The organism is Streptomyces sp. NPDC046335, assembly GCF_055587985.1.
The window spans coordinates 673,181-699,778 of the sequence record NZ_JBVJFF010000002.1 but is presented as its reverse complement, the minus strand read 5'-3'; the positions used below and the strand labels follow the sequence as shown (position 1 = coordinate 699,778).

The 26,598-nt window shown below is 73.1% G+C and carries 16 protein-coding genes, 2 tRNA genes and 1 riboswitch; of the genes, 7 read left to right on the top strand and 11 right to left on the bottom strand.

The genetic code is table 11. The features are described 5' to 3' along the window. Nucleotides 1–331: 331 nt before the first annotated feature. The gene (locus ACZ6JY_RS06980) at nt 332–880 is read right to left on the bottom strand and encodes a MarR family winged helix-turn-helix transcriptional regulator (RefSeq protein ID WP_447038774.1); all 549 of its coding nucleotides are present in this window, start codon (nt 878–880) and stop codon (nt 332–334) included. Nucleotides 881–1,004: 124 nt separating this feature from the next. Here ACZ6JY_RS06980 and ACZ6JY_RS06975 point away from each other — a divergent pair, with 124 nt between their 5' ends. Beyond that, on the top strand, nt 1,005–2,306 hold the full coding sequence (locus tag ACZ6JY_RS06975; protein ID WP_469192976.1) for an MFS transporter: 1,302 nt from the start codon (nt 1,005–1,007) through the stop codon (nt 2,304–2,306). A gap of 7 nt (nt 2,307–2,313) precedes the next feature. Here the strand turns inward: ACZ6JY_RS06975 and ACZ6JY_RS06970 are convergent, their stop codons facing one another. Continuing rightward, complete coding sequence (locus ACZ6JY_RS06970) at nt 2,314–3,987, bottom strand: ATP-binding SpoIIE family protein phosphatase (protein WP_469192974.1); 1,674 nt, start codon at nt 3,985–3,987, stop codon at nt 2,314–2,316. Nucleotides 3,988–4,183: 196 nt separating this feature from the next. Continuing rightward, a complete protein-coding gene (locus ACZ6JY_RS06965) occupies nt 4,184–5,578 on the bottom strand; it encodes an NAD(P)/FAD-dependent oxidoreductase (RefSeq protein ID WP_469192972.1) in 1,395 nt (464 codons plus the stop codon). Between the two features lie 372 nt (nt 5,579–5,950). Between ACZ6JY_RS06965 and ACZ6JY_RS06960 the strand changes: the two genes are divergently transcribed. After that, nucleotides 5,951–6,724, top strand: a complete 774-nt coding sequence (locus tag ACZ6JY_RS06960; RefSeq protein WP_469192970.1) for a TetR/AcrR family transcriptional regulator — start codon at nt 5,951–5,953, stop codon at nt 6,722–6,724. A 213-nt stretch (nt 6,725–6,937) separates the two neighbouring features. Then, on the top strand, nt 6,938–8,905 hold the full coding sequence (locus ACZ6JY_RS06955) for a sigma-70 family RNA polymerase sigma factor (RefSeq protein ID WP_469192968.1): 1,968 nt from the start codon (nt 6,938–6,940) through the stop codon (nt 8,903–8,905). A 9-nt stretch (nt 8,906–8,914) separates the two neighbouring features. Here ACZ6JY_RS06955 and ACZ6JY_RS06950 read toward each other — a convergent pair whose 3' ends face one another. Further along, nucleotides 8,915–12,610 carry an AfsR/SARP family transcriptional regulator gene (locus ACZ6JY_RS06950; protein WP_469192966.1) on the bottom strand — a complete coding sequence of 1,232 codons (3,696 nt, stop codon included), beginning with the start codon at nt 12,608–12,610 and terminating at the stop codon, nt 8,915–8,917. A 108-nt stretch (nt 12,611–12,718) separates the two neighbouring features. After that, nucleotides 12,719–14,803, bottom strand: a complete 2,085-nt coding sequence (locus ACZ6JY_RS06945; RefSeq protein ID WP_469192964.1) for an asparagine synthase-related protein — start codon at nt 14,801–14,803, stop codon at nt 12,719–12,721. Between the two features lie 828 nt (nt 14,804–15,631). Between ACZ6JY_RS06945 and ACZ6JY_RS06940 the strand changes: the two genes are divergently transcribed. From ACZ6JY_RS06940 to ACZ6JY_RS06925, 4 genes are all read left to right on the top strand, one after another. Further along, on the top strand, nt 15,632–17,080 hold the full coding sequence (locus tag ACZ6JY_RS06940; RefSeq protein ID WP_469192962.1) for an MFS transporter: 1,449 nt from the start codon (nt 15,632–15,634) through the stop codon (nt 17,078–17,080). Between the two features lie 226 nt (nt 17,081–17,306). Further along, a complete protein-coding gene (lhgO, locus tag ACZ6JY_RS06935) occupies nt 17,307–18,527 on the top strand; it encodes an L-2-hydroxyglutarate oxidase (protein WP_469192960.1) in 1,221 nt (406 codons plus the stop codon). A 249-nt stretch (nt 18,528–18,776) separates the two neighbouring features. Next, nucleotides 18,777–19,706 carry a tRNA (guanosine(46)-N7)-methyltransferase TrmB gene (trmB, locus tag ACZ6JY_RS06930; protein ID WP_469192958.1) on the top strand — a complete coding sequence of 310 codons (930 nt, stop codon included), beginning with the start codon at nt 18,777–18,779 and terminating at the stop codon, nt 19,704–19,706. Between the two features lie 62 nt (nt 19,707–19,768). Beyond that, a complete protein-coding gene (locus ACZ6JY_RS06925) occupies nt 19,769–21,139 on the top strand; it encodes a PrsW family glutamic-type intramembrane protease (protein WP_469192956.1) in 1,371 nt (456 codons plus the stop codon). 35 nt (nt 21,140–21,174) lie between these two features. On the opposite strand, the gene ACZ6JY_RS06920 is transcribed toward ACZ6JY_RS06925, so the two are convergent. The 6 genes from ACZ6JY_RS06920 to ACZ6JY_RS06895 all read right to left on the bottom strand — a co-directional run bounded on the left by ACZ6JY_RS06920 (nt 21,175) and on the right by ACZ6JY_RS06895 (nt 26,481). After that, entirely contained in the window at nt 21,175–22,119 is a 945-nt protein-coding gene (locus tag ACZ6JY_RS06920) for an aldo/keto reductase (protein ID WP_469192954.1), read from the bottom strand. A gap of 151 nt (nt 22,120–22,270) precedes the next feature. Continuing rightward, nucleotides 22,271–23,356, bottom strand: a complete 1,086-nt coding sequence (locus tag ACZ6JY_RS06915; RefSeq protein WP_469192952.1) for a M23 family metallopeptidase — start codon at nt 23,354–23,356, stop codon at nt 22,271–22,273. A gap of 11 nt (nt 23,357–23,367) precedes the next feature. Further along, nucleotides 23,368–23,515: riboswitch (cyclic di-AMP (ydaO/yuaA leader) on the bottom strand. A gap of 232 nt (nt 23,516–23,747) precedes the next feature. Continuing rightward, nucleotides 23,748–24,929 carry a PP2C family protein-serine/threonine phosphatase gene (locus ACZ6JY_RS06910; RefSeq protein WP_469192950.1) on the bottom strand — a complete coding sequence of 394 codons (1,182 nt, stop codon included), beginning with the start codon at nt 24,927–24,929 and terminating at the stop codon, nt 23,748–23,750. A gap of 232 nt (nt 24,930–25,161) precedes the next feature. After that, nucleotides 25,162–25,235 (bottom strand) — tRNA-Met (locus ACZ6JY_RS06905). 128 nt (nt 25,236–25,363) lie between these two features. After that, complete coding sequence (locus tag ACZ6JY_RS06900; protein ID WP_469192948.1) at nt 25,364–26,251, bottom strand: glycosyltransferase family 2 protein; 888 nt, start codon at nt 26,249–26,251, stop codon at nt 25,364–25,366. A 157-nt stretch (nt 26,252–26,408) separates the two neighbouring features. Then, nucleotides 26,409–26,481 (bottom strand) — tRNA-Lys (locus tag ACZ6JY_RS06895). Nucleotides 26,482–26,598: the final 117 nt, after the last annotated feature.

Below are 26,598 nucleotides of genomic sequence, written 5' to 3'. Positions count from 1 at the left end.
TTTCCCTTTCCGGCGGTTCCGACTCTATCAGATCCTTTCGGGCCTGATTCCCAGTCAGTGGGGCTTGTCTTCCCGGCTGTTGGGCCGTTCCGACGTCTCAAACTCTAGCGGGTTTTCCCGGCGGCTCATAATCGAGCCTTGGAATTGAATTCGGGCATGCCGAATGCGATCCGTTGGGAGGTCGTGCAGAGTTTTTGTGCCGCTACCCGCGGCGGGGATTCGCTGTCGCAGAACCGTTACGGCTCCGTGGCAACCCGAAGAACTTTACGGATCGGGCAGGTGGCTGTCAACCTCCGTCGGGCGACCGCCGGTCAGGCCGTCAGGTGCGCGCTCAGTCCAGGTCGTTGAGGCGGCCGCCGGCGTCCGGCTGGGCGTCCTCCACACGGCGCAGGAGCCGGGTGAGCACCTCGCCCAGGGCGCCACGCTCCTCCTGGGAGAGGTCCTGGAGGAGGTCCTCCTCGAAGACGGTGGCGAGGCGCATCGCCTCCAGCCACTTCTCGCGGCCCTCCGCGGTGAGCTCCACGATGACGCGCACGCGGTTGCTCTCGTCGCGGTCCCTGGTGACCAGGCCCTCCCCCACCATGCGGTCGATGCGGTGGGTCATGGCGGCGGGCGTGAGGCCGAGCCGCTTGGCCAGCTCGCCGGGGCCCATTTGGTACGGGGCGCCGGAGAGGACCAGCGCCTTGAGGACCTCCCACTCGGCGTTGCTTATCCCGAGGGTCGCGGTCTGGCGGCCGTAGGCGACGTTCATGCGGCGGTTCAGTCGGCCGAGGGCCGAGACGATCTCCTCCACCTGGGGGTCGAGGTCCTGGAACTCCCGCTGGTACGCGGCGATCTGTTCTTCAAGTGTCGGCTCACTCGGGCCGGGGGTGTCACCCATGGGCCGAGTATGGCACGGCCTCGCTTGGCATCGAAGTCCTTCGGTGTGTACAGTTTAGCTCTGTACTTTAGCTTCGAAGTCTTCACTTCTAAGGCTTCACCCCTCACTCCTAAGGCAGGTGAAAGTGACCAGGGCGATGGGCGCAGCGATGCGTCGAATCCAGGCAGGCAGCGCGCTGAGCGCGTTCGGCATCGGTTTCACGGTCCCGTTCCTCTACGTCTACGTGGCGCAGGTGCGAGATCTTGGGGCCAGTACGGCGGGCATCGTGCTCGCCGCTTTCGCCATGGCCGCTCTGATCGTCCTGCCCGTCACAGGCCGCGTCATCGATCGTCGCGGCCCCCTTCCGGTGCTCGTGGGCGCGGCGGCCGTGGCCTCCGTGGGCGCGGTCGCGCTGGGCCTCGCGAACAGTGAGCCGACGGCCATCCTCGCCGCGGCGCTGCTCGGCGCGGGCACGGCGGTCATGCAGCCGGCGCTGGCGACGATGATCGTCTGGTCGTCGACGCCCGCCACGCGTACGCGCTCCTTCGCGACGCAGTTCTTCCTCCAGAACCTGGGCCTCGGCATCGGTGGTCTCATCGGCGGCCAGATCGTCGACGAGAGCCGTCCGGGCAGCTTCATGCTGCTGTTCTCCATCGAGTCCGTGATGTTCCTGGTGCTGGCGGCGATCGCGCTGACCGTGCGCCTTCCGCACGCGCCGTCCTTCGAGGACGCCATGCCCAAGGACGCGTCCGCACCGCGGGGCGGCATGCGCGCGCTCCTGAAGCACAAGGCCATGGTGCAGCTCTGTGTGCTCGGTTTCGTGATCTTCTTCGCCTGCTACGGGCAGTTCGAGTCGGGCCTCTCGGCGTACGGCGTGGAGGCCGCGGGCATCTCGGCCTCGACGCTGGGCATCGCGCTCGCCGCCAACACGGCGGTGATCGTCGTCGCGCAGTTCGCCGTCCTGAAGTTCGTCGAGCGGCGCAAGCGGTCCCGGGTGATCGCCGCCGTGGGTCTGATCTGGGCCTTCGCCTGGCTCCTCGCGGGGTACGCGGGGGTCGGCCACGGCAGCCAGGCGATGGCCACCGCCGCGTTCATCTCGACGTACGCGCTGTTCGGGCTCGGTGAGGCGATGCTGTCGCCGACCGTCGCGCCGCTGGTCGCCGATCTGGCGCCGGGCGGCATGGTCGGGCAGTACAACTCGGCGTTCGCCCTGGTGAAGCAGCTCGCCCTCGCGGTCGGCCCGGCCGTGGGCGGCCCGATGGGTGCCGCGCTGCACGTCCCGTACATCGTGACGTTCGTGCTGTTCTCGCTGGGCATCACGGTGCTCGCGGTGCGCCTGGGGCGGCAGCTCACCGCGGTGCAGAACCAGCCCTCGCTCGCCAAGAGCGCGGTGGTGGCGCAGGGCGGTCCTGCGGCCACCGAGCCGGCGGCGACGGCCAACGCTTAGCCGCGCGCTACTTCGGCAGCGCGAACTCGCACCAGACGGCCTTGCCGCCGTCCGGTGTGCGGCGCGAGCCCCAGTTCGACGCGATCGTGGCGACGATGGCGATGCCGCGTCCCGCCTCGTCGGCGGGTTCGGCCCGGCGGCGGCGCGGCAGGTGCTCGTCGCCGTCGGTCACCTCGATGATCAGTCGGCGGTCGGTGCGGCGCAGCCGCAGGCGCATCGGCGGCGTGCCGTGCTGGAGGGAGTTGGCCACCAGTTCGCTGGCGGCGAGGACTCCCAGGTCGTGCAGGTCCGGGGCGAAGCGCCAGCTCGCGAGGACACCCGTGGCGAAGGCACGCGCGCGTGGTGCCGCTTCGATCCCGCCGAGGAGCTCCAGGGTGGCGTTGCGGAAGAGCTCGGCGTCGGAGCCGGTGCGGGCGGGGTGCTGAAGGACGAGGACGGCCACGTCGTCGTCGTGGTCCGCGGTCACCCCGAGGGCGCGGATCAGCCGGTCGCACACCACCTGGGGCGTGCCGGTGGCGCCGGCCAGGGCGCGCTCCAGGGACGCCACGCCTTCGTCGATGTCCTCGCTGCGCCGCTCCACCAGGCCGTCGGTGTAGAGGACAGCGGTCGAGCCCGGGCCGAGCGGCACGGATGCCGATGTGTGCTGCCAGCCGCCGGTGCCGAGCGGGGGCCCTGTGGGCTCCTCGGCGCGGTGGATCAGGCCGTTCTCGTCGCGTACGAGGATGGGGAGGTGCCCGGCGGACGCGTAGGAGAGGCTTCCTTCGTTCGGATCGTGCACGGCGTAGACGCACGTGGCGATCTGCATGGCGTCGATCTCGGAGGCGAGTCCGTCCAGGAGCTGGAGGACCTCGTGCGGGGGCAGGTCGAGGCGGGCGTAGGCGCGCACGGCGGTGCGGAGCTGGCCCATGACGGCCGCCGCGCGCACCCCGCGGCCCATGACGTCGCCGATGACCAGGGCGGTGCGTCCGCCGCCGAGGGTGATCACGTCGTACCAGTCGCCGCCGACCGCGGCCTCGGTGCCGCCCGGCTGGTACGTGGCGGCGATGCGCAGGTCGTCGGGCTGCTCAAGCTCCTGGGGCAGGAGTGACTTCTGGAGGGTGACGGCCGTCTCGCGCTGGGCGCGCTCGCTGGCGCGCAGGCGCTCGGCGGCCTCGGCGTGGTCGGTGACGTCGGCGGCGAAGACCAGAACGCCGCCGCCCTCCCGCGGCCCCTCGGCGGAGCCGCCGAGGGGCAGTGCCACCGGGGTGCACGTGAACGTGTACGAACGGCCGCTCGCCGCCTTGCGGGACTTGACGGTCCGTGGCTTCGCGCTGCGCAGGACCTGGTCGAGCAGGGGGAAGAGCCCCAGCTCGGCCAGTTCGGGCAGTGCCTCGCGCGCGGGCTCGCCGAGGGGGCGGGGCCCGAAGGCGGCCGTGTAGGCGTCGTTGACGTACGCGACGCGGTGCTCGGCGCCGTGCACGAGGGCGACGAGGGCCGGGACGCGGTCGAGCACGTCGCGGACCGGCAGGGCGTCGACGCCGTCGGCCGGGGTGGTGGTGCGGGCTCCGTCGGAGAGCCGCTCGGCGCGGGCGGCGGGGACGGAGCCGTCCCCGCGCGGTGCCGCGGGGACGGTCTGCTTGGTCCGCGCCGCCGCGCGGCGCTGCGTTCCGGGGAGCCGGGCGCTCCAGCGCGTGAAGTTCACTGCGGTAGGCCTCGTGGTGTCGCTTCTGGATCGGCTTCGGGATCGAAAACACAGCGTGTCGAGGGCGGGTGTCCCAGGGCCGGCCTCGCGGCCGGACCATGGTCACACGGACAGTGTGACCGCCCGGTCCGACATCCGCCGGGCGCGGCCGGTATCCGTCAGACGCCGGGCCGCTGCGGGGAGTTCCTGACTCCGGTCAGGAGGACTCCTTCGGGGGCTTGCGACCGGCCGCGAGTTCGAACTCGGCGCGAGGGTGTTCGAGCGACCCGAGGGAGACGATCTCGCGCTTGAACAGCCCGGAGAGGGTCCATTCGGCGAGCACACGGGCCTTGCGGTTGATGGTCGGCACTCTGCTCAGGTGGTAGACGCGGTGCATGAACCAGGCAGGGTAGCCCTTCAGCTTGCGTCCGTAGACGTGCGCGACGCCTTTGTGCAGTCCCAGGGAGGCCACCGAGCCGACGTACGCGTGCGTGTACCGCTGGATCGGCTGCTTCCGCAGGGACGCGACGATGTTGTCGCCGAGGACCTTGGCCTGGCGTACCGCGTGCTGGGCGTTGGGCGCGCACTCCTTGCCGGTCTCCTCGGCGGTGACGTCGGGGACGGCGGCCGCGTCTCCCGCGCCCCACGCGTGCGTGGTGCCGTCGACGGTCAGCTCCGGGGTGCACTTCAGCCGGCCGCGTTCGTTGAGCGGCAGGTCGGAGGCGGCGAGCACGGGATGCGGCTTGACGCCGGCGGTCCACACGACGGTGCGGGCGGTGAAGCTGGAGCCGTCGCTCAGGACGGCGACACGGTCCGCGCACGAGTCAAGACGTGTCTCCAGGCGTACGTCGATATTGCGCCGACGCAGCTCGCCGACGGTGTACTTGCCCATCTCCTCGCCGACCTCGGGCAGGATGCGCCCCATGGCCTCGACGAGGATCCACTTCATGTCCGAGGGCTTGATGTTGTGGTAGTACCGCGAGGCGTAGCGCGCCATGTCCTCCAGCTCGCCGAGCGCTTCGACACCGGCGTAGCCGCCGCCCACGAACACGAAGGTCAGGGCCGCGTCGCGGATGGCGGGGTCGCGGGTGGAGGAGGCGATGTCCATCTGCTCGATGACGTGGTTGCGCAGTCCGATGGCCTCTTCGACGGTCTTGAAGCCGATGGCGTACTCGGCGAGCCCGGGGATCGGCAGGGTCCGCGCGATGGAGCCCGGCGCCATGACCAGTTCGTCGTACGTGATGTCGACGGGGCCCGTGCCTTCCTCCTCGGTGGCGAGCGTGGTGAAGGTCGCGGTGCGCTTGCCGTGGTTCACGGACTCGACCTCGCCGATGACGATGCGGCACTTGTCGAGGACACGGCGCAGCGGTACGACGACGTGTCTGGGCGAGATGGAGCCGGCCGCCGCCTCGGGCAGGAACGGCTGATAGGTCATGTACGGATCAGGCGTGATCACCACGATCTCGACCTCACCCCGCTTGAGCTCCGCCTTCAGCTTCCGCTGGAGTCGGAGTGCGGTGTACATGCCGACGTACCCACCGCCGACGACGAGAACGCGCACACAGTCCGGAGTGCCGGGGGTCGTCCCCCGGGAGATCTCAGCCTTCACCATCCCATGACGCACCCGGCTCCGGTGTTTGTCCACAGGCCCGACGAATTGTGTGACCGGAGGCGGCGCGCGACGGGTGTTCGGGGGCCTGCCGAAGCGGGCGGAAGACACGCAGGTCATCCGGGGTGGAGGGGGAAGGGACGTGGGGTGCAATAAGGCCTGAAACGGTGCGTACTCCGATCGGGGGGCGGTCCGTGCGGAACCCACCCCTTCTGAATTGACCCTGGCTCAACTATGTTCGTGTGACGTCGGGGTGTCGGGGGATGCGCTCGTCGGGCCGAGTTCCGGGCCCGCGGAAGGGTTCACTCCTCACACGCCGGTCATCAATGGCGGGGAGTGTCTCCGGGGGGAGACGTCATTACCGGGGGAACGTGTATGCACATTCAGGAGACTCACTGGACTTCCGCTGCCGCGTCGGCTTCAGCCGTCGGCCCGGGCGGAATCGGACGCGACATGGGGGAAGGAGCGCGCACGACACCGCTGCGTGTCGACGCACAGCGCAATCTCGAACATGTACTTCGTGCGGCACGCGAGGTCTTCGGCGAGCTGGGTTACGGCGCGCCGATGGAAGACGTGGCACGCCGCGCGCGGGTCGGTGTCGGCACCGTCTACCGCCGCTTCCCGAGCAAGGACGTGCTGGTCAGGCGCATAGCCGAGGAGGAGACCTCCCGGCTGACCGACCAGGCGCGTGCGGCGCTCGGGCAGGAGGACGAACCGTGGTCGGCGCTCTCGCGCTTCCTGCGGACCTCCGTGGCGTCGGGGGCGGGGCGGCTGCTGCCGCCCCAGGTGCTGCGGGTGAGCGTCGAGGACGGCGCTCCCGAGGACGGGGCACGGGTGCCGCAGCAGCGGCAGGCGTCCCCGGGCTCGCCCGAGCTGCGTCTCGTGGAACAGCGCCAGCCGCCCGCGGAGGAGTCCACCTCCCTGGGCGTGGGCGACGACTCCGGGGCGGCGACGCTCCTCGACGTCGTCGGCCGTCTCGTCGAGCGGGCCCGTGAGGCGGGTGAGCTGCGTCCGGACGTCACCGTCTCGGACGTCCTGCTGGTGATAGCGACCGCGGCGCCCTCGCTGCCGGACGCCGCCCAGCAGGCCGCCGCCTCGTCGCGGCTGCTCGACATCCTGCTCGAAGGGCTCCGGTCGCGGCCTGCGTGACGGCCGGCCGCGGCGCACTCGGTTCGGTGGAGGGCTCAGCTGCGAGAGAGACATCAAGCGTTGAGCCTTCCCCGAATGAGTGAACGGTAGTGCTCGACTGCGGTAATTCACCCCGGACGAGTGGTTGCCTGTTGACGCCACTGATGTGAGCGCGGCCGTGTGCCACCCTTTCCCGATGGCCGGGACTGAGTGTGCGGGCGGGGGCGTTCCGCGATGAGTGACGACGGTCGGGACGAGCCGTCCGCCGGCTCCGCCGAGGAGACATCCCCGGCGAGCGGTGGTGCGGATTCCGACGGCCCGCCGCCACGGCAGGTGCCGTCCCAGGGCGGGCCCGGCGGCCAAGCCGCCTCCGCCGGACCACCCGGACGACCGGTGGGAAAACCACCCGGCTCCGGCGTGCCCATACAGCGTTCGGGCGGCGCGGACACCCGCTCGTCCGCCACCGGGGAGGCTTCCCCGGCCGACGCCGACCTGATCGCGCGGATGCGGGCGGGCGACGACTCCGCGTACGAGGAGCTGTACCGCAGGCACGCCGAGGCGGTCCGGCGCTATGCGCACACCTGCTGTCGTGACGCGCACACCGCCGACGACCTCACCGCGGAGGTCTTCGCCCGCATGCTCCAGGCGGTGCGCGGCGGCAGCGGGCCCGAGCACGCCGTGCGCGCCTATCTGCTGACCACCGTCAGGCGGGTCGCCTCGGGGTGGACGAAGTCGGCCGGGCGGGAGCAGCTCGTCGAGGACTTCGCGGTCTTCGCGGCGCAGGCCGCGCGGAGCCAGGAGATCTCCGACGACAACACCCTGGACCTTGGCGCCGACGTCCGCGCGATGCACGAGGCCGAGCGGTCCATGGCGATGCGGGCCTTCCTGAGCCTGCCCGAGCGCTGGCAGGCCGTGCTCTGGCACACGGAGGTCGAGGACGAGTCGCCGAGCGACGTCGCCACGCTCTTCGGCCTGGACGCGAACGGCACGCGCGTGCTCGCGAGCCGCGCCCGCGAGGGACTGAAACAGGCCTATTTACAGGCGCACGTCAGCGCCACGCTCACCAGGACCGAGGAGTGCGCCCGCCACGCCGACCGGCTCGGCGCCTACGCCCGCGGTGGCCTGCGCGTCCGCGCCGAGCGGGGCCTTCGCAAGCATCTGGAGGAGTGCGTCGAGTGCCGCCTGGCCGCGGGCCAGATCAAGGAGATCGCCGGTGGCATCCCCGGGGTCGTGCCGATCGCGGTCATCGGCTGGTTCGGCGCCGCCGGGTACGCGAAGGTGGCCGCGCTCGTCGGCGGCGGTGCCACGGCCGGTGCGGGGGCCGGTGCGGCGAGCGCCGCCGTGGGCGGCTCCTCCGGCGGATCGGCCGCGGGCGGGGCCGCCGCCGCCGAGGGGCTCGGCGTCCCGGCGAAGGCCGGCATCGCGGCGGGCATCGTGGTGGCGGCCGGGGTGGTCGCGGCGATCGCCCTCACCGGTGGCGGCGACAGGCCGAAGGACGACCCGCCGCCCAAGGCCGAAGGTCCCGCGCTCTCCGAGTCGATCGTGCCGCAGAAGCCACCGTCCCGGGAACCGGAGCCCGCCCCGCCGTCGGCCGCTCCGAAGCCGTCCCGCCCGCCCTCGCCGCCTGCTCCGGCGCCCGAGCCGAAGCCGCCGGTGAAGGAGACGCCCGAGCCGAAGCCGCCCCCGCCCGCCGAGAAACCCGAACCTACGCCCGTACCCCCCAAGCCGAAGCCGACTCCGAAGCCGACGCCGCCGCCCCCGTCCGCTCCGGTGGTCTACCAGTGGAGCGAGCTGCGGTACGGCATCGCCGGCGACGGCACCGAGCCCGAGATGCGGCTCGCCGAGAGCAGTTGGGTATGGCAGCGCCAGGGCCTCTCGGTGGCCGGCAGGCGGTACGCGCACGGCGTGACCGTGCACGGCGAGTCCTCCGTGACGATCGACCTGAACCGCACGTGCTCGACGTACGACGCGGTGGTCGGTGTCGACGACATGACGCTCGGGATCGGCCGACTCCGCTTCTCCGTGTACGCGGACGGGGCGCGCCTGTGGCGGTCGCCGCTGATGAAGGGCGGTGACCCGGCGGCGCCCGCGCACGTGGACATCACCGGACGCAGGACGATCCGGCTCGTCGTCGAACCCCACACGTCCTTCGACACGGTGGCCCTCGCCGACTGGGCGCAGTCACGGCTGAGCTGCACCTGACCGGACGGCTCAGTCCGCGGCCGGGCGCGCCGCCTCCCACAGCTCCTCGTACACGTCGTCGGTCGTGAGGGTGCTGCCCGCGGCGCTCGCCGCCTCGTACTCCTCGGTGCCGAGTGCGGCCGTGGCGGCGGACACGACGCTCTGGGCCGCGGTCGAGTCGGGGCGCGGTCGCGGGCGTCCGCCCCTCAGGCGAGTGCCGACCGCGAGCAGCCGGGCCGCGCGCGCGTGGTCGCCCAGTTCACCCGTGAGGGCGGCGCCCCAGTCCACCAGCGAGGCGACGATCATCTCGGAGCACTGGCCCTCCACGGCCTCACGCAGCGCCTCCGCCAGTTGGGGCAGGCCGGCCGCGGGACCCGATTCGAGGGCCAGGGCCCGTGACTCCACACCGCCCAGGGCCGCCTTGAACTGCGCCGGCGGTCCCCCGTACCGCATCTCCTCGCGGACCTCCCCGCACAGCGCGCGAGCCGTGGCCGCGTCGCCGTCGTCCACCGCCATCAGCGCGCGCAGCAGTCGTACGAACGCCCGTGCCTCCGTCACGCCGTGCCGCTCGGCCTCGCTCGTCGCCTCGTCGAGGGTCTTGAGAGCCCCGGCCCTGTCGCCCTCGCGGTAGGCGATCTCGCCGAGCCGGGCCAGGAGGAAGGACGTCTCCGCATACGCCCCGACCTCGTGGGCCAGGCGCAGTGCGTCCTCGTACGCCGCACGGGCCGACGCGTGGTCGCTGCGGGCCATCGAGGCCTCGCCGACGGCGCTGCTCACCTGAGCGTGCATCCACCGGTCGCCCACCCGGGCGCTGAGCGTCGCCAGCTCGGCCAGGTCCTCGTCGACGCCCGAGAAGTTGCCGCTCATGTCGATGGCCATGTGCACGCGGAACATCAGGATGACGCAGAGCTCCCAGTCCCCTCCGTACCGGCGGCAGTTCTCGACCGTCGCGTCGACGGCTGGGCGCGTGTCCTCCAGCGTGCCGCCGGTGAAGTGGGCCGTGAACGCCCAGACCAGACCGGGGAACGTGGCGGCCTCGGGGCCCGACTGCTTGAAGGCGTCCCGCACCCCCTCGACGTACGTGATCCAGGCGTGGTCCTCCAGGGCCGCGTCCGCTGTCCTGGACTCGGCGAAGAGGAAGAGGTGGAGCAGCCGGAGCTTCATCCACGGCCAGTAGAGCGGGTCGTCCTCGTCCGGCAGGGCCGCGGCGCCGGCCGACGGCGGGTGCGGGGCCAGGGACAGGACGCGCTCCATCCATGCGAGGCCCTCCCTGCGGAAGTTGCGCAGCCACCAGAACCAGCCCGTGTTCAGGACGAGCGCGATGGCCGTCGGGAGGTCGCGGGCCTGGACGGAGTGGTGGATGGCCGCGCGGATGTTGTCGAGGTCGGTCTCCAGGCGGTCGATCCACGGCAGTTGCTCGGCGGAGCGGAGCAGAGGCTCGGCCCGCTCGACGAGCGCGCGGAAGTACGCGCTGTGGCGCCGTGCCGCTGCCGCGAGCAGGTCGGGGGTCTCGGCGGCGCGCTCACCGGCGTACTCATGGATGGTCTCCAGGAGGCGGTAGCGCATGCCGCCGTCCTTCTCGTCACCGCAGGGGACGGTCACGATCAGGGACTTGTCGACGAGCGCGCCGATCAGGTCGGTGGCCGGTCCTGTGCAGACCGCCTCGGCGGCGGGCAGGTCCCAGCTCCCCGCGAAGACGGACACCTCGCGCAGCACGGTCCGCTCGGCCTCGCCGAGCAGTTCCCAGGACCAGTCGACGACCGCCCGCAGGGTCTGCTGGCGGGGCAGGACCGTGCGGGCACCGCTGGTCAGGAGGCGGAAGCGGTCGTCGAGGCGGTCGGCGATCTGCTGCGGGGTGAGCAACCGCAGGCGGGCCGCCGCCAGCTCGATGGCGAGGGGCAGTCCGTCGAGCCGGCGGCAGATCTCCGCGACGGCCGCGGCCGACTCCTGCGCGTCGAAGCCGGGCCGCACCGCCGTGGCCCGCTCGGCGAAGAGGCGGTGCGCGGGGTCGGGCGGGAGCGGCTCGACCGGGCGCACGGACTCGCCGGGCACGCCCAGCGGCTCCCGGCTGGTGGCCAGGACGGTGAGGCCGGGGCAGTGCGTGAGGAGGGTCTCGGCCAGCTCGGCGGCGGCGCCGATCACGTGTTCGCAGTTGTCAAGGATCAGGAGCAGTGCGCGCGATGCGCAGTACTCGACGAGCAGGGCGACGGGGTCGTCCTGCGGGGCGGTCAGCTCGCTGGTCATCAGCACGGTCTCGCGCAGACCGAGCGCGCTGACGACAGCGCCTGGCACCGCCTCGGGCCGGTCGAGCGGGGCGAGCTCGGCCAGCCATGCCTGCGGATGCCCGGCGGCGGCTTCCTCGGCGAGGCGGGTCTTGCCGGAGCCGCCGGGGCCGGTGAGGGTGACGAGGCGGGCTCTGTGTATGTCCGAACGGATGGCCCGGAGCTCGGGTTCCCGCCCGACGAAAGAGGTCAAACGGTTACGGATGTTCCCCTTCCGCCCAGGCCGAGCGAACCGGTCGGGCCTCGCGGAACCGGTGGGCCCACCGGGGTCGGCAGGGCGCTCGGCAGGCATCGCGGGTCCGGCGGGGGCAGCGGCCTCAGGGTGCCGCGCTGGTCTGGCGGGGGCAGCCGGGGCGGGAGGGCTGGCCGGGTAAGGGGCTCCAGCCGGGTCAGGGGCTCCAGCCGGGTCGCGGGGCCGTGCGGGGTCAGTAGGCCCAGCGGGTCCAGTGGGGCTGGATGGTCCGGTCGGACCAGCGGGTCCGGTGGGTCCAGCTGGTCCGGTGGGTCTAGCTGGTCCGGTGAGCCCCCCGGCCTCGGCAGACAGCGCCCGTCCGGCAGGCCCGGCCGGCGCAGTGGTCGAAACCGGCCCAGTGGTCCCGCCAGTCCCAGCAGTCGCAGCCGGCCCACCGGTCCCAGCACGCCCAGCACGCCCAGCACGCCCGGCCGGCGCATCCGACCCCGGAAAGTGCGTCCGCGTGGTTCCGCCGGGCCGTCGAGGCCGTTCGTCGTCCTCTTGGAGCAGCTCCTCGTGCAGTGCTCGTAGCTCCGGTCCCGGATCTGCTCCGAGGCCTTCGGCCAGTGCGCGGCGGGTGTTCTCGTAGGTGGCGAGGGCGTCGGCGCCGCGGCCCGCGGCGCGCAGGGCGCGGATCAGCAGGGCGTGCAGCTGCTCGTCGTAGGGCCGGTCAGCGGTGAGTTGCCGGAGCTCCGGTATGACGTCGGAGGCCCTGCCGAGCAGGAGTTCCGCCTCGATGCGCGCGCGGACGGTTTCGGTGCGCCGCGCGTCGGGGCGCGCCGCGGCGCTGCGGTCGGGCAGGTCGGCGAGGGCCGGGCCGCGCCAGAGGGCGAGCGCGTCGCTCAGGATGCGGGCGGCCGACTCCGGGTCGGCGCGGTCCAGGGCGGCCCTGCCCTCGCGCGCGAGCCGCTCGAAGCGGTGCAGGTCGACCTCGTCGGGGGCGACCGCGAGGCGGTAGCCACCCGGGCCCGAGACGATGGCGTCCCTGCCGATGGCGCGGCGCAGGCGGCCGACGAGGGCCTGAAGTGCCGCGGGGGCGTCGGCCGGCGGATCGTCCGCCCAGACCTCGTCGACGAGGGCGCTCACGGTGACCGCGCGGCCGGCGTGCAGCGCGAGGGCGGCGAGCAGGGCGCGCAGCCGCCGGCCCCCCACGGCCAGGGGGGCGCCTCGGTCGTCGTACGCCTCGGTGGCGCCCAGGATTCGGTACCGCACCGGGTCATTCTCCCCGCACGGCCGCGACTCGGCGCGGGGGTTTCCCGGCGCGGCGGCGCACGACCGGGGCGCCGGGTCACCCCAGAGGCACCCAGAGGCCCCCGGCGGCTACCGCCCGGCCCCCAGCGCACCTCGCTGCGGAACGACACTCCCCGTGGGAACGGCCCGCTGCCGTGCCGGAGTTCCCGTCCAGCACGTCCCTCTTCGCGACAGGAGCCTGCGCAGCCAGAGTTCGGTGGAGACCAGCTCGGCCAGGCCGTCCAGCGGCAGCGGTGCCCCCTCGGCGGCCTCGCGCAGGGCCTTGCGGACGACACGGGCCTCGACCAGGCCCGCCTGGGCGAGCAGCGGGGTGTCGAAGAGGGCGATCAGGTCGTCCACGGCGGTGCGCAGGCCGGTACGGGCGGCCGCCGCGTTCGGGGCGTGGGACGGGGCTCCCCAGCCCGGCGGCAGCTCGGCGACGCCCGCGCCCTCCAGGACCGTGCGCAGGATCGCCGCCCGCGCCCCCGGCTGGACGCGCAGCGCCTCGGGAAGCGCCCGGCACGCGCGTACCACCTGGTTGTCCAGGAAGGGGGCGTGCAGCCGCTGGAAGCGGACCTCGGCGGCCTGTTCGAGGATGCGGAACTCCGCGGCGTGCCGGGCGAGGGCGGCCCGCGCGCGGAACTCGCCGGGGCGCTGGCCCGGCCCGCCCGCGCGCAGGGTCGTGTCGTTCAGACGAACCGATACTTCAGCGAGGGCCTCGCCGGTCAGCCAGCGCGCGGCCGGGCCGGGTCTGGCCCACGCGAGTGCGGCGAGCGAGGCGCCCACGGCTCCGCCCGGTTCGTCGAAGCGCCGGTGCAGGAGCCGCTCGGCCAGCGAGACGACGCCCGCGCGGTGCGGCGTACGGGCCAGCTTGCGGGCCGCGCCGTACACGCGCGCGGGGACCATCACCGAGCCCTCGGCCTTCGCCAGGGCGGCCACCGGGCGGACCAGGTGGCGGCGCTTGCGGTCCATCAGGAGGTCGGCGAGGCGGGCCGGGTGGGCGTCGAGGACCTGCCGCGCGCCGTAACCCGTGAAGTGGTCGGCGCTGCCCGACGCGAGCCGCGCGCGGTGCCGCTGGGCGGTCACCAGGGTGGCGCCCGGCTCGTCCGTCAGGGGCCCTTCCAGATCGGCGTAGGGCAGCGTCTCCTCACCGGCGGCGACGACCACATGGTGCAGCCGCGGGTTGGCCGCGATGGCGCCGGCCCGCTCAAGCTCGGCCTCCCTGCCGTTGACGGCGAGGTCGTTGAACGTGACGGCCAGGAGCCGCTCACCGGCGCCTGTGCCGTGTCCGAGGACGGTGCCGGGCATGCCGGGCAGACCGGCGGCCAGGAGGGCGAGGGTGCCCGAAGCGGGGCCTCCGGAGAGGTCCGCTCCGATGCCGGGCACCGGCATGCCGCGGGCGGCGCGCCGCTCGGCGGGGCCCATGCCGGGCACCGGGCCGGGGTCGATGTCCGTGCCCGGTACGTGGCGCGGCGCGGTGAGGCGGGCGCGCACCGCCTCGACCAGGGCGTCGCGCACCCCCTCGACGGCACGGTCCGCGTCGGCCGCGGGGGCGGCGACGGCGAGCGAGGCCACCGGGTCGTACCCGGCGATCTCCCGTGCGCCCGCGCGCAGGATGAGCGCATGCCCCGGGGGCACGCGCCGCACGCCCTGGTAGGGGGTCGAGTCGTGCAGCGCCTCCGGGACGTCGGGGGCGGCGAGCAGTGCCGCGAGGTGGCCGATGTCCAGGTGGGCCTCGACGAGGTCGGCCAGGGGGAGCGCGGCGGTGGCGTACGCGGTGCCGCCGGCCCAGGGGGTGTGGAAGACGGGGCGCGCGCCCGCGAGGTCTCCGGCGACCATGAGGCGGCGGCCGACCTGGACGACCGCCGTGTAACTGCCGGACCAGGCGGTCAGATGGCGCAGGGCGCCCCCGCGCGCGGAGAGCAGTCCGGCCCGCAGCTCGTCGTCGGAGGCCCCGCACGTGCCGAGCACGGCGATGCGGGTCTGCTCGTCGGCCGTCACCGTCCGTACTTCGTCGGCCCGCCAGTCGCCGACCGCCCAGAGCGGATCCGGGTCGCCCCACAGGAGTTGGGAGCCCACGGGGCGCACGGCCTCGCCGTCGTCGCCGGTGGCTCCGGCCGATCCCACGACCGAGGGCCTCGCGGCGGTACTGCTCCACCCCACCAACCACCGCATCGCTGCCTCCACAGGCTGTGGACGGGGCCGTCGGCGACGCGCCGACAGGCACGGCCGACCAGTGCACCGAAGAACTGGAGTCCCATGCTGCCACGAAGGGGGCGCACGAGAGGGCCCGCGTGGCCGCTTGTGCGGCGGTTAATGCACTCCAGGAAGGCGGTAGTTGAACCGCTGAACTTCGCTCCTCTTCTTGTGGGCACCCGGCGCACCGGCTTGCGGGTAGCGTCGGCGCATGACGCGCGCGGCTACGCTCGGGCGAAATGCCCGTTCCGTCCTGGGAGTGTTTTTCGGCCAAATCGGCCAGGGATGAGCCCAGCGGGGAACCGCCCGCGGACAACACACAGCCCGGGAGGCGGTGTTCGCCTCCCGGACCGGTCCGCCGCCCGCGGGGATGGAGGCGGCGGTGTCCCCCAGCCCGCTGACTCCAGCGCAGCGGGCCGACCCACGCATCGCCAATCGAAGCGCTCCCGCCATGGCCGGAGAAGAGCGCACGCACAGGCGCACGGCCACACACCAGGAGCACGGCCACAGCGGCCGCGCACCCCCGCACGGACAACAATCCCGCCATCCGGAACTGGGCCTCTTAACGCTTGGGATGCGGCGAACTACGCTGTGTGTGCTGATGTTTTCGCGGAGGCATATACCTGGAGGATCGGCCAAACGCTCTTGCGGCCGTCGATCCGGCCACGACGCCCGGAGCTCAGGCCACGGTGCCTGATGTCCGACACACGGCGGTCGCGGCCACGGGTGCCGTGCCCCCGGGGAACGCAGCACGAATGCCGTGCGGTCCAGCCATCGCCCGGCAGCCGTCTGTGTCGAGGGGTGGCCATGTCCAGGGAGCAACGCGGGCCGAACGAAAAGCTCGGCACCGTTCTCGCCCTCGCGGGAATCAGCAATGCGGGACTCGCCCGCCGGGTCAACGACTTGGGGGCTCAACGCGGGTTGACGCTCCGTTACGACAAGACATCGGTGGCACGCTGGGTGTCCAAGGGCATGGTGCCGCAGGGCGCCGCCCCGCACCTGATCGCGGCGGCCATCGGACAGAAGCTCGGCCGCCCCGTGCCGCTGCACGAGATCGGCCTCGCGGACGCCGACCCCGCGCCGGAGGTGGGCCTCGCCTTCCCCCGCGACGTGGGCGCGGCGGTCAAGTCGGCGACCGAGCTGTACCGCCTGGACCTGGCGGGACGACGCGCGGGCACCGGCGGCATCTGGCAGTCCCTGGCCGGCTCCTTCGCCGTGAGCGCGTACGCGACGCCCGCCTCGCGCTGGCTGATAACCCCGGCCGACAGCTCCGTCGCCCGCGACGCCTCGGATGACGTGCCGCGCGACACGGCACAGGCCGACGACAGCGGCGCGCCGATGAAGGTCGGCCACAGCGATGTCCTGAAGCTCCGGGAGGCCGCGGAGGACGCCCGGCGCTGGGACTCCAAGTACGGCGGCGGCGACTGGCGCTCCTCCATGGTGCCGGAGTGCCTGCGCGTCGAGGCCGCGCCCCTGCTCCTCGGCTCCTACTCCGACGAGGTCGGGCGCGCCCTCTTCGGAGCCTCGGCCGAGCTGACCCGCCTCGCCGGGTGGATGGCCTTCGACACGGGCCAGCAGGAGGCCGCCCAGCGCTACTACATCCAGGCGCTGCGGCTCGCCCGAGCCGCGGCCGACGTCCCCCTCGGGGGGTACGTACTGGCCTCCATGTCCCTCCAGGCGACCTACCGCGGCTTCGGCGACGAGGGAGTCGACCTCGCGCAGGCCGCCCTGGAGCGCAACCGCGGGCTCGCCACGGCCCGCACCATGAGCTTCTTCCGCCTCGTCGAGGCGCGAGCACACGCGCGTGCCCATGACGCGCAGGCCGCGGGGGCGGCGCTGCGGGCCGCCGAGGGCTGGCTCGAGCGGGCCCGCGACGGTGACAACGACCCGTCCTGGCTCGGTTTCTACTCCTACGACCGTTTCGCCGCGGACGCCGCCGAGTGCTACCGCGACCTGAAGGCACCCCGGCAGGTCCGCCGCTTCACCGAGCAGGCGCTGTCCCGTCCCACGGAGGAGTTCGTGCGCTCCCACGGCCTGCGCCTCGTCGTCTCGGCCGTCGCCGAACTGGAGTCCGGCAACCTCGACGCGGCGTGCGAGCAGGGGACGCGCGCCTTGGAGGTGGCCGGACGCATCTCCTCCGCGCGGACGACGGAGTACGTGAAGGACCTCCTGCACCGCCTTGAGCCGTACGGGGACGAGCCACGGGTGGTCGAACTCCGCGAACGGGCCCGCCCCCTGCTGGTGGCCCCGGCGTAGCCTGGCGGGGCGCCTTGAGCGGGGGTACGCACTCTCCCACCCACCTGTTCTCAAGGCACCGGCACCGTCGCGCGGCGACGGCACAGCGGCCCGCCCCGCCCCAGGGTGAACACTGGCCCCGCCCAGGGTTAAGCGGAGTCGAGCTGTGGTGGAGGATTACGGCCCCGCAGGTTTGGGGGCGATGTCAGTGGCGCAGGGCAGTATCTGTGGTGGGAGGTGAGACGCGGTGAAGAAGCTCGCGTACGACTGCGACGTACTGGTGATCGGCGGCGGAATCGTCGGCCTGGCGACGGCGTATGCCCTCACGCGCTCCGCCCCCGGCACAAGCGTCACGGTCCTGGAGAAGGAGCAGGGCCCGGCCCGCCACCAGACGGGCCGCAACAGCGGCGTCATCCACAGCGGCATCTACTACCGCCCCGGCTCGCTCAAGGCGAGATACGCCGTCCACGGCGCCGCCGAGATGATCAAGTTCTGCGCGGAGTACGGCATTCCGCACGACGTCACCGGCAAGCTGATCGTCGCCACGGAGCGCTCCGAGCTGCCCCGCCTGCACGCCCTGGTCCAGCGCGGCAGGGAGAACGGCATCCCGGTGCGTGAGCTCGGCCCCGCCCAGATCACGGAGTATGAGCCGGAGGTCCGCGGACTCGCAGCCATCCACGTGGGCACGACCGGCGTCTGCGACTACGGCGCGGTGGCGGAGCACCTGGCGAAGACCTCGGGCGCCGAGATTCGCTACGGGGCGGGCGGGGACGTCGTGCACGTGGACCGCCGCCCCGACCTCGGCGTCGCCGTGCGCACGGCGGACGGCGCCGTGGTGCGCGGCAAGGTCCTGGTGAACTGCGCGGGGCTGCACTGCGACGAGGTCGCGCGGCTCGCGGGCGACGACCCGGACATGCGGATCGTCCCCTTCCGCGGGGAGTACTTCGAACTGGCCCGTCCCGAGCTGGTGCGCGGCCTCGTCTATCCCGTGCCCGACCCGGCCTTCCCCTTCCTCGGCGTCCACCTCACCCGTGGCATCGACGGCGGCGTCCACGTCGGACCGAACGCGGTGCCCGCGCTGGCCCGCGAGGGGTATGACTGGTCGGTCGTCAGCCCCCGGGAGCTCGCGGGCACCCTCGGCTGGCCGGGCTCCTGGCGGATAGCCCGCCGCCACTGGCGGTACGGAGCGGGTGAGCTGCGCCGCTCCGCCTCCAAGGCGGCCTTCACCGAAGCGGTCCGCAGGCTGCTGCCCGCCGTCAGGACCGATGACCTGGTGCCCGCCCCGGCCGGGGTCCGCGCCCAGGCGGTCCTGCGTGACGGCACGCTGGTCGACGACTTCCTCATACGTGAGGCCGCCCGCACGGTCCACGTCCTGAACGCCCCCTCCCCCGCGGCCACGGCGTCCCTCCCGATCGGCCGCGAGGTCGCCCACAGGGCGCTGGCCGCGCTGCGGGACGCGAACGTCTGAGGGGTACGGGGTGCCCTGCCGGGCTTCGCGCACCGACCGCCGGGCGCCTGCCGCTCGGCTTCGACTGCTCGGCTTCGACCGCCGCAGTGCGAGGTCGGCGCGCGGTACGGTCCCGCGACCGCTGAGCGCGGGTCGCGCCCGGTCGGCCGGGGTTGGGGGCGGCACGATCCGCTTCGGCTTCCGGGCCGCGTCGGCCTCGGGGAGCTGACCGCACCGCCGGGTCCGGCATCCCCGTAAAATTGGCGCACTGTGTCTGAGTCACCCCACACCCCCGAAGCCCCCGGCACCCGCGAAGCCCGCGAGGCGACCGAGCCGACCGAAGCCGCAGGCGCCGCCAAGGCCGCCGACGCCCCCGAGCCCGCCGGAGCCACCGAGGTCTCCGCCGCGGCCGCCGCTCCGGGGTCGGCCCGAGGTCGTCCCCAGGTGAGCCCCCGTTTCCCCGGCGGGCCCTCCCCCGACCCCGCCGGTTCCCACCACGAGCGGCGTATCCGCAGCTTTCAGCCGCGGCGGAGCCGGGTGACCGCGGGACAGGGCGACGCCCTGCTGCGGCTCTGGCCCGTCTGGGGGCTGGACATCGACGGGCTGCGCACGCTGGACCTCGGTGAGCTGTTCGGGGACGGGGAGAAGCGGTCCGACAAGCCCGTCGTGCTGGAGATCGGGTTCGGCATGGGCGAAGCCACCGCGCAGATGGCCGCCGCCGACCCGGACACCGGCATCCTCGCCGTGGACGTGCACACCCCCGGCCAGGGCAACCTCCTCGGCCTCGCCGAGCGCAACGGCCTGACCAACGTCCGCGTGGCCAACGGCGACGCGATCATCCTGCTCCGCGAGATGCTGCCGCCCGAGTCCCTCGACGGACTCCGCGTCTACTTCCCCGACCCCTGGCCCAAGCCCCGCCACCACAAGCGGCGCCTGATCCAGCCGGAGTTCCTGACGCTGGCCGCGCCCGCCCTGAGGCCCGGCGCGATCCTGCACTGCGCGACCGACTGGGAGCCGTACGCGGAGCAGATGCTGGAGGTGCTCACCGCCCACCCCGACTTCGAGAACACGCAGCCCGACGGCGGCTACGCCCCCCGCCCCGACTTCCGCCCCCACACCCGCTTCGAGGGTCAGGGCCTGCGGAAGGGCCACGTCGTCAACGACCTGCTGTTCCGTCGGGTCGCCCGCCCCGGGGCCTGACCGCCCGCCACCGGATCCGACGCACCGTCGCGGCCACCCCCATCGCTCGTTAGGGTCGACGAGTGGCCATCAGTCCTGCGTATCCGATACCCGCCGAGGCGCCCGCCCCGGGGGAACTCCGCCGCGTCCGCTGGTGGCAGCGGCGGGCGATACGCGCGGCCGGACTCGTCGTCCTGCTCGCCCTCTCGGGCCTGGTGATCCTGGCCCTGGTCAGGGAGCAGACCGGCACCGAGGGCTTCCTGGTCGGGCTCGGCCTCGCGACCGTGCCCGTGCCGCTGCTCGTCGCCGCGTTCCGCTGGCTGGACCGGGTCGCCCCGGGCCCCTGGCGGAACCTGCTGTTCTCCTTCTCCTGGGGAGCGTGCGCCGCCGCGCTCATCGCGATCGTCGCGAACAGCTTCGCGATCCGCTGGATAGCCACCGCCACCGCCGACCCCACCAGCGCGGACACCCTCGGCGCGACCGTCATCGCCCCCGTCGTCGAGGAGTCGGCGAAGGCCGCCGCGGTGCTGCTGGTCTTCCTCTTCCGCAGACGTGACTTCACCGGCGTCGTCGACGGCGTGGTGATAGCCGGTGTGACCGCGACCGGCTTCGCGTTCACGGAGAACATCCTCTACCTGGGCAACGCCTTCGTCACCGACCAGCTCAGCCACGACAGCGGCCTGGCCTCCGTGACGGCGGCGACCTTCTTCGTACGCGTCGTGATGTCGCCCTTCGCGCACCCGATGTTCACGGTCCTGACCGGCATCGGCTTCGGCGTCGCCGCGTTCTCCGCACGGCGCCTGCGCGTGCGCCGCGTCCTGGTCCCGCTCACCGGGCTGCTGCTCGCGATGGGCGTGCACGCCCTGTGGAACGGCTCGGCGGTCTTCGGGCAGTACGGCTTCTTCATCGTGTACGCGCTGTTCATGCTGCCCTGCTTCGGCCTGCTGACCTGGCTGGCCATCTGGACCCGGCAGCGCGAGCTGCGCATGATCCGCGCCGAGCTGCCCGTCTACGCGGCGGCGGGCTGGCTCACCCCGCCCGAGCCGTACGCGCTGGGCTCGATGCGCGCCCGCGCGCTGGCCCGCGACTACGCCTCGTACACCTGGGGCAAGGCCGCGGGCCGCACGGTCGCGGAGTACGAGACGTACGCGACGTCCCTGGCGTTCCTGCGCCACCGGGGCCGCAAGGGCCGGGCGGGCGCCGACTTCGTCGCCCGCGAGCGTGAGCTCCTGCACCGGCTCTGGGAGCGCCGCGAACCGGCCCGCCCCGCCCTGGCCTACGCGGCCCGCGCGACGGCCCCGGTCCCGCTGCCCGGCCCGTACGCCCTGTACGGGCGCCCGCAGTACGGCTACCAGGCCCCGGCGGCGTACGGCCACCCGCCGTACGCACCCCTCCCGTACGGGCAGCCGCAGGCGTACCCGGCGGCGCAGGCGTACAACCCGTATCGCACCTAGGCACCTGGGCACCTTGGCTCCGGCGGCCCTCAGGCTCAGGCAGAGGCCGTGTTCAGCGTCGAGAGTTCGGCCGCCGTCAGTTCCAGGTCCGCCACCGCGAGCAGCGCGGGAAGCTGTTCGACCGTGCGCGCGGAGGCGATCGGCGCGGCGACGGTGGGCTGGGCGGCCAGCCAGGCGAGCGCCACGGTCGCCGGTTCGGCGCCCCGCGTCCGCGCGATCTCGTCGAGCGCGACGAGCACCCGGTCGCCCCGCTCGGTGCCCACGTACTCCTCGACCCGCGAGCTCCGGGCGCTCTCGACCGTGACGCCGGGGCGGTACTTGCCGGTCAGGAAGCCGGACGCGAGCGCGTAGTAGGGGACGGCCGCGAGGCCGGAGCGCGAGGCGACCTCCTGGAGCGGGCCCTCGTAGGTGCCGCGGGAGACCAGGTTGTAGTGCGGCTGGAGCGCGGTATAGCGCGCGAGGCCCTCGCGGTCGGAGAGGTCGAGGGACTCCTGGAGCCGCTCGGGGGTGATGTTGGAGGCGGCGATCGCGCGGACCTTGCCGGCCCTGACCAGCTCGTCGAGGGCGCCGATGAACTCCTCGACGGGGACCGAGGGGTCGTCGTAGTGGGTGTAGTACAGGTCGATGTAGTCGGTGCCCAGGCGGCGCAGCGACTCCTCGGCGGCGGCCTTGATGGTGTTCGCGGCGAGGCCCTTGTGGTCGGGGTGCGCGCCGACCTTGGTGGCGATGACGACGTCGGAGCGGTTGCCGCGGCTCGCCAGCCATTCGCCGATCAGGGTCTCCGACTCGCCGCCCCGGTTCCCCTCCACCCAGGCCGAGTAGGCGTCGGCGGTGTCGATGAAGTTGCCGCCCGCCGCGGTGTAGGCGTCGAGGACGGCGAAGGACGCCGTCCGGTCGGCGGTCCAGCCGAAGACGTTGCCGCCGAGGGCGAGCGGGAAGACCTCGAGGTCGGATGAGCCAAGCGTACGGAGAGAAGTCATGCGTTCCTCAACGACCGCGGCGGAAACGGAATTCCACGAACCATCGTGCGTCCGTGGCACTGCTCCGGACCGACGGCACTGCTCCTGACCGGCGGCACTGCTCCTGACCGGCGGCCCTGGCGCCGGGGGGTTGGCGCCAGGACCACCGGAGTCAGGGGTTGAGGCCCTTGCCCTGAAGCCAGGCGAGCGGGTCGATGTTGGCGCCGGCCGCGGTGTGGACCTCCATGTGGAGGTGCGGTCCCGTCACATTGCCGGTCGCGCCGACGCGGCCGATGACGTCGCCCGTGCTGACCTTCTGCCCGGCGCTGACGTTCATCGAGGACTGGTGGCAGTACCAGACCTCGGTGCCGTCATCGAGCTCCAGGACCGTGCGGTAGCCGTAGGCCCCGGCCCAGCCGGCCTCCTTGACGGTGCCGGTGTGCACGGCCTTGAGCGGCGTACCCGTCGGCGCGGCGAAGTCGAGGCCGGTGTGCTGCCCGGAGGACCACATGGAACCGGAGTCACCGAAGTGCGAGGTCAGGGTGTACGAGGAGGTGGGGATCGCGAAGCTCTTGGCGAGCTTGGCCAGGCGCTCGGCCTCGGCCTTCGCCTTGCGGGCCTCCTCCTCCTTCTTCTTCTTCGCGGCGGCCTTGGCCTCGATCTTCTGCTCGGCCGCCTTCTGCTGGGCGGCGGCCTCCTCGGCGGCCTTCTTGACGGCGGCGCCCTCGGCCGCGGTCCGTACCGCGTCGTCGGCCTGGCTCTGCTGGTTCTCGGCCTGCCGCATGATGCGGGCGCGCAGCGCCTCGCCCGCGTCGGTGGTGCCCTGCTCGGCGTCGGCGGAGCTGACACCGGCGGCGGTGAGCGGGGCCGCGGCGGTGGCGGCGTTCGCCGCGGAGCCGGAGCCGGAGTCGGCGGAGTCGTCGGAGATCAGCGAGCCGACGCCGGGAAGGGACTTGGCCTCCGGCAGCGAGTCGGTGACGGCGCCCAGGTCGGGCATCGATATGGAGACCGGCGGCTTGCCGTCCTGCGCGGTGGCGATGCCGCCCGCGCCGACGGCGGCGATGACGCCGACGCCCAGGACGGTGGAGCTGCGGGCGAGGCCGCCGCCGCCCTTCTTGTGCACACGGTGCCTGCCGCGGACGGGACGGACGGACTCCTCGGTGGGATTCCACTCCTCCCAGGTCTGCTCGTCGTACCCACCGAAATCGGGGTCATTCGGAACGTACGCGGCTTCTGGGGCAGGCCGGTTGGACGCCACTGGGGCGCACTCCTTTCCTTCCTTCTCGCCTACCGGGTTAGCTGACGGGTTCGGAGCAGGAAGGTCTCCTACGAACACCTGGCACGGATGCGCAGATGCCCGATTCACCCCAAGTTGGTGGTTCCCCGGCTCCCTTGCGGGATTAGGCGTGTGCGCACGGAGCCGCCTCTAGTGACGGCTGGGACGACCGCGCTGCGTTATCGAACGTTAATAGACAGCGGGCCCGTATTCCAAGCTGTTCCTGTTGATTGTTAACGCCCCCGGGGCATGATCCGACCGTACGTATGGGGACACGGGGGCCGCGAACGGGGCGAGTTGCCCGGCCGCGTGGCCGAACCGGAACCTGCCATCCGCTTGACAGTACGTCAGTTGTTATGCAGAGGGGTGCAGTTCAGTCACCCGGCGTGACATCGGGGTCGTCCGCGGCGGGCCGCCGCACCGCGAGCAGCGCCAGGTCGTCCGTCGCGCCGCCCCCGGTGTGCCACCGCACCTCCTGCGTGAGGGTGGCAAGGAGCGTCTGCGGGCCCCTGCGGCCCGGGAAGACCCGCCCGCCGAGCCGGGTCGCGGGGTCGTAGAACTCCCCGGCCTCGTTCCGCGCCTCCGAGAGGCCGTCCGTGTAGAAGAGCAGCATCGCGCCCGGCGGGAACTCCGTCTCGTCCGCCCGGTCCGGCCAGGACCCCAGCGAGCCCATGCCGAGCGGCAGCGCGGGCTCGGTCGGCGAGAGCACGCACAGCCGCCCGTCCCCGCGCAGCAGCAGCGGCTCCGGGTGCCCCCGGTTGATCAGGCGTACGTGGCCGTCGCCGTGCCCGATCTCCGCGAGGACGGCCGTGGTGAACCCCTCGAAGGCGTCGAGCCCGTCCCGCCGGGTGCCCTCCCGCGCGAGCGCCCGCTCCAGGCGCTGCGCCACCGCCTCCAGGGTGACCTCCTGCTCGGCGGCCTCGCGGAACGCGCCGATGACGACGGCGACGGCCGCGACCGCCCCCATGCCCTTGCCGCGCACGTCTCCGACGATGAGCCGCACCCCGTGCGGGGTGTCCTGCACGGCGTACAGATCGCCGCCGATGAACGCGTCGGCCTGCGCCGCCTCGTAGCGCGCCGCGATGTCGAGGCCGCCGATGCGGGCGTCCGGCTCCGGCAGGACGGCGCGCTGGGCGGTCTCGGCGATGGAGCGTGCGGTGGCGAGCCGGTCGTTGCCTCGGCGCACGACGCGGTTGATGACGACGGCGAAGACGGCGACGGTCACCACGGTGAGCAGTTCGGTGACGGACTCGACGTGGCCGGCGGCATGGTTGCCGTAGTGCAGCAGGACGACCGCGGCGGAGGCGGCCGCGCCGGTCAGGACGGTGTTGAGCAGCGAGTAGAAGGGGGCGGCGATCAGGGGTGCCGCCGTATAGAGGGGGGCCGCGGTGAACTCTGACGGGGTCGAGATGTCGTACACCATGCCGACGATGAGCAGCAGGAAGGGCAGGGCCCGGACGAAGGTCCGCTCGTGGAGGGTGGCTGCGCTGCCGCCCGGGCGCCGCCCGCGGCGGTTCCCACGGCCGGACCCGTCGGTCCCTCCTCGCTGCCCCACCGCTCGTCTCCCGCCGACTCCGCGCCCATCACCGCGCTGCACCTACCCAGGCTTCCCGCAGCGCGGTGCGGGTGCGACCTGATGTGGGCCGACCGGGTGACGAAAGCGCCCCCACGGGCGCCGGCCCGACGGCCGGAACCGGAAACCCCGGCGGCCGGAACCGGAAACACTTCAGAGCTGGAAAACACTCAGGGCCGGGAAGCTTTTCAGCTTCCCGGCCCTGAGTCTTCAGTAGCGGGGACAGGATTTGAACCTGCGACCTCTGGGTTATGAGCCCAGCGAGCTACCGAGCTGCTCCACCCCGCGTCGTTAAACTCAACTCTACGCCATCCGAAGGGGTGCGTCGAACCACTTGCGCCCCACCCTGCCCCTTGCCCCCGTGCGTGAACGTCTCCAGGCCCCGAAGAGGTCGCCGGTGCCCTCCGGGCGGGCCGTCACAGGACGGGCGGCCGACCGAGGCGCGTGAGCCGCCACACCGTGCGCCAGCGCATGGGCCTGCGCTCCCCACAGGGCTCCCGCACGCCCTCGGCGAAGCCGCCCGCCCACGCGCGAAGCCCCGGCAGGGAGCGGGTACGGGCGACGGTGAGGAGGGTCCAGATGCCCAGGTGTACGGGGATCAGCGGCAGGGGGAGGCGGCGCCGGACCAGCCAGACGCGGTTGCGGGCGGTGTTGCGGAAGTAGACGGCGTGCCGGGCCGGCGAGGTCGCGGGGTGCCGCAGGAGCAGCGCGGGCTCGTAGAGGATCTTCCAGCCGGCGTCGACGGCCCGCCAGGCGAGGTCGGTCTCCTCGTGGCCGAAGAAGAACTCGGCGGGCCAGGTGCCGGTCTGCCGCAGCATCTCCACGGAGAAGGCGTGACCGCCGCCGAGGAAGGCGGTGACCAGGCCCCGGCGCATCGGGTCGGTGGCGCGCAGGCGGGGGATGTGGCGGCGCTGGGTCTCGCCCGTCTCGTCGGCGATGCGGAAGCCGACGATGCCGAGGCGCGGATCGGCGGCGAAGAGGTCCCGCACCCCGCGCAACACGTCACGGTCGACGAGAAGCCCGTCGTCGTCCAGCTCGACGACGACGTCGACGTCACCGAACTCCAGGAGCCGCTCGATCGCCACGTTGCGGCCGCCGGGGCAGCCGAGGTTGTCGTCGAGCTCGACGGCCGTCACCCGGCCGGGCAGCGGGGGCAGGGCGGGGAGCGGCGAGCCGTTGCCGACCAGCACGATCCGGTCCGGGGGAACGTCCTGGGCGGCCACCGACGCGAGCAGCGCGTCGAGCTCCTTGGGGCGGTTGCCCATCGTGATGACGACGACGCCAATACGTGGCGGCTGCGGCACGGTGAGACTCCATCCGGACGAGGACGAGAACGGCGACGGCCCAGAAGCCGGCCGGCACGGACCTGGACGGCACTGGACGGCCGTGCGCCGGGCGTACGGGGATACGGGGATACACCACAGGCCCAGGTCAGAAACCTCCTGACCTGGGCCTGAGCGGTAGACCGTGTGGGACTCGAACCCACAACCAATGGATTAAAAGTCCACTGCTCTGCCAATTGAGCTAACGGTCCGCGTCGGTGCACCCCCGAGCATAACGGAGGGGGGGGGGGGGGGGGGGGGGGGGGGGGGGGGGGGGGGGGGGGGGGGTGGGGGGGGGGGGGGGGGGGGGGGTGGGGGGGGGTGGGGGT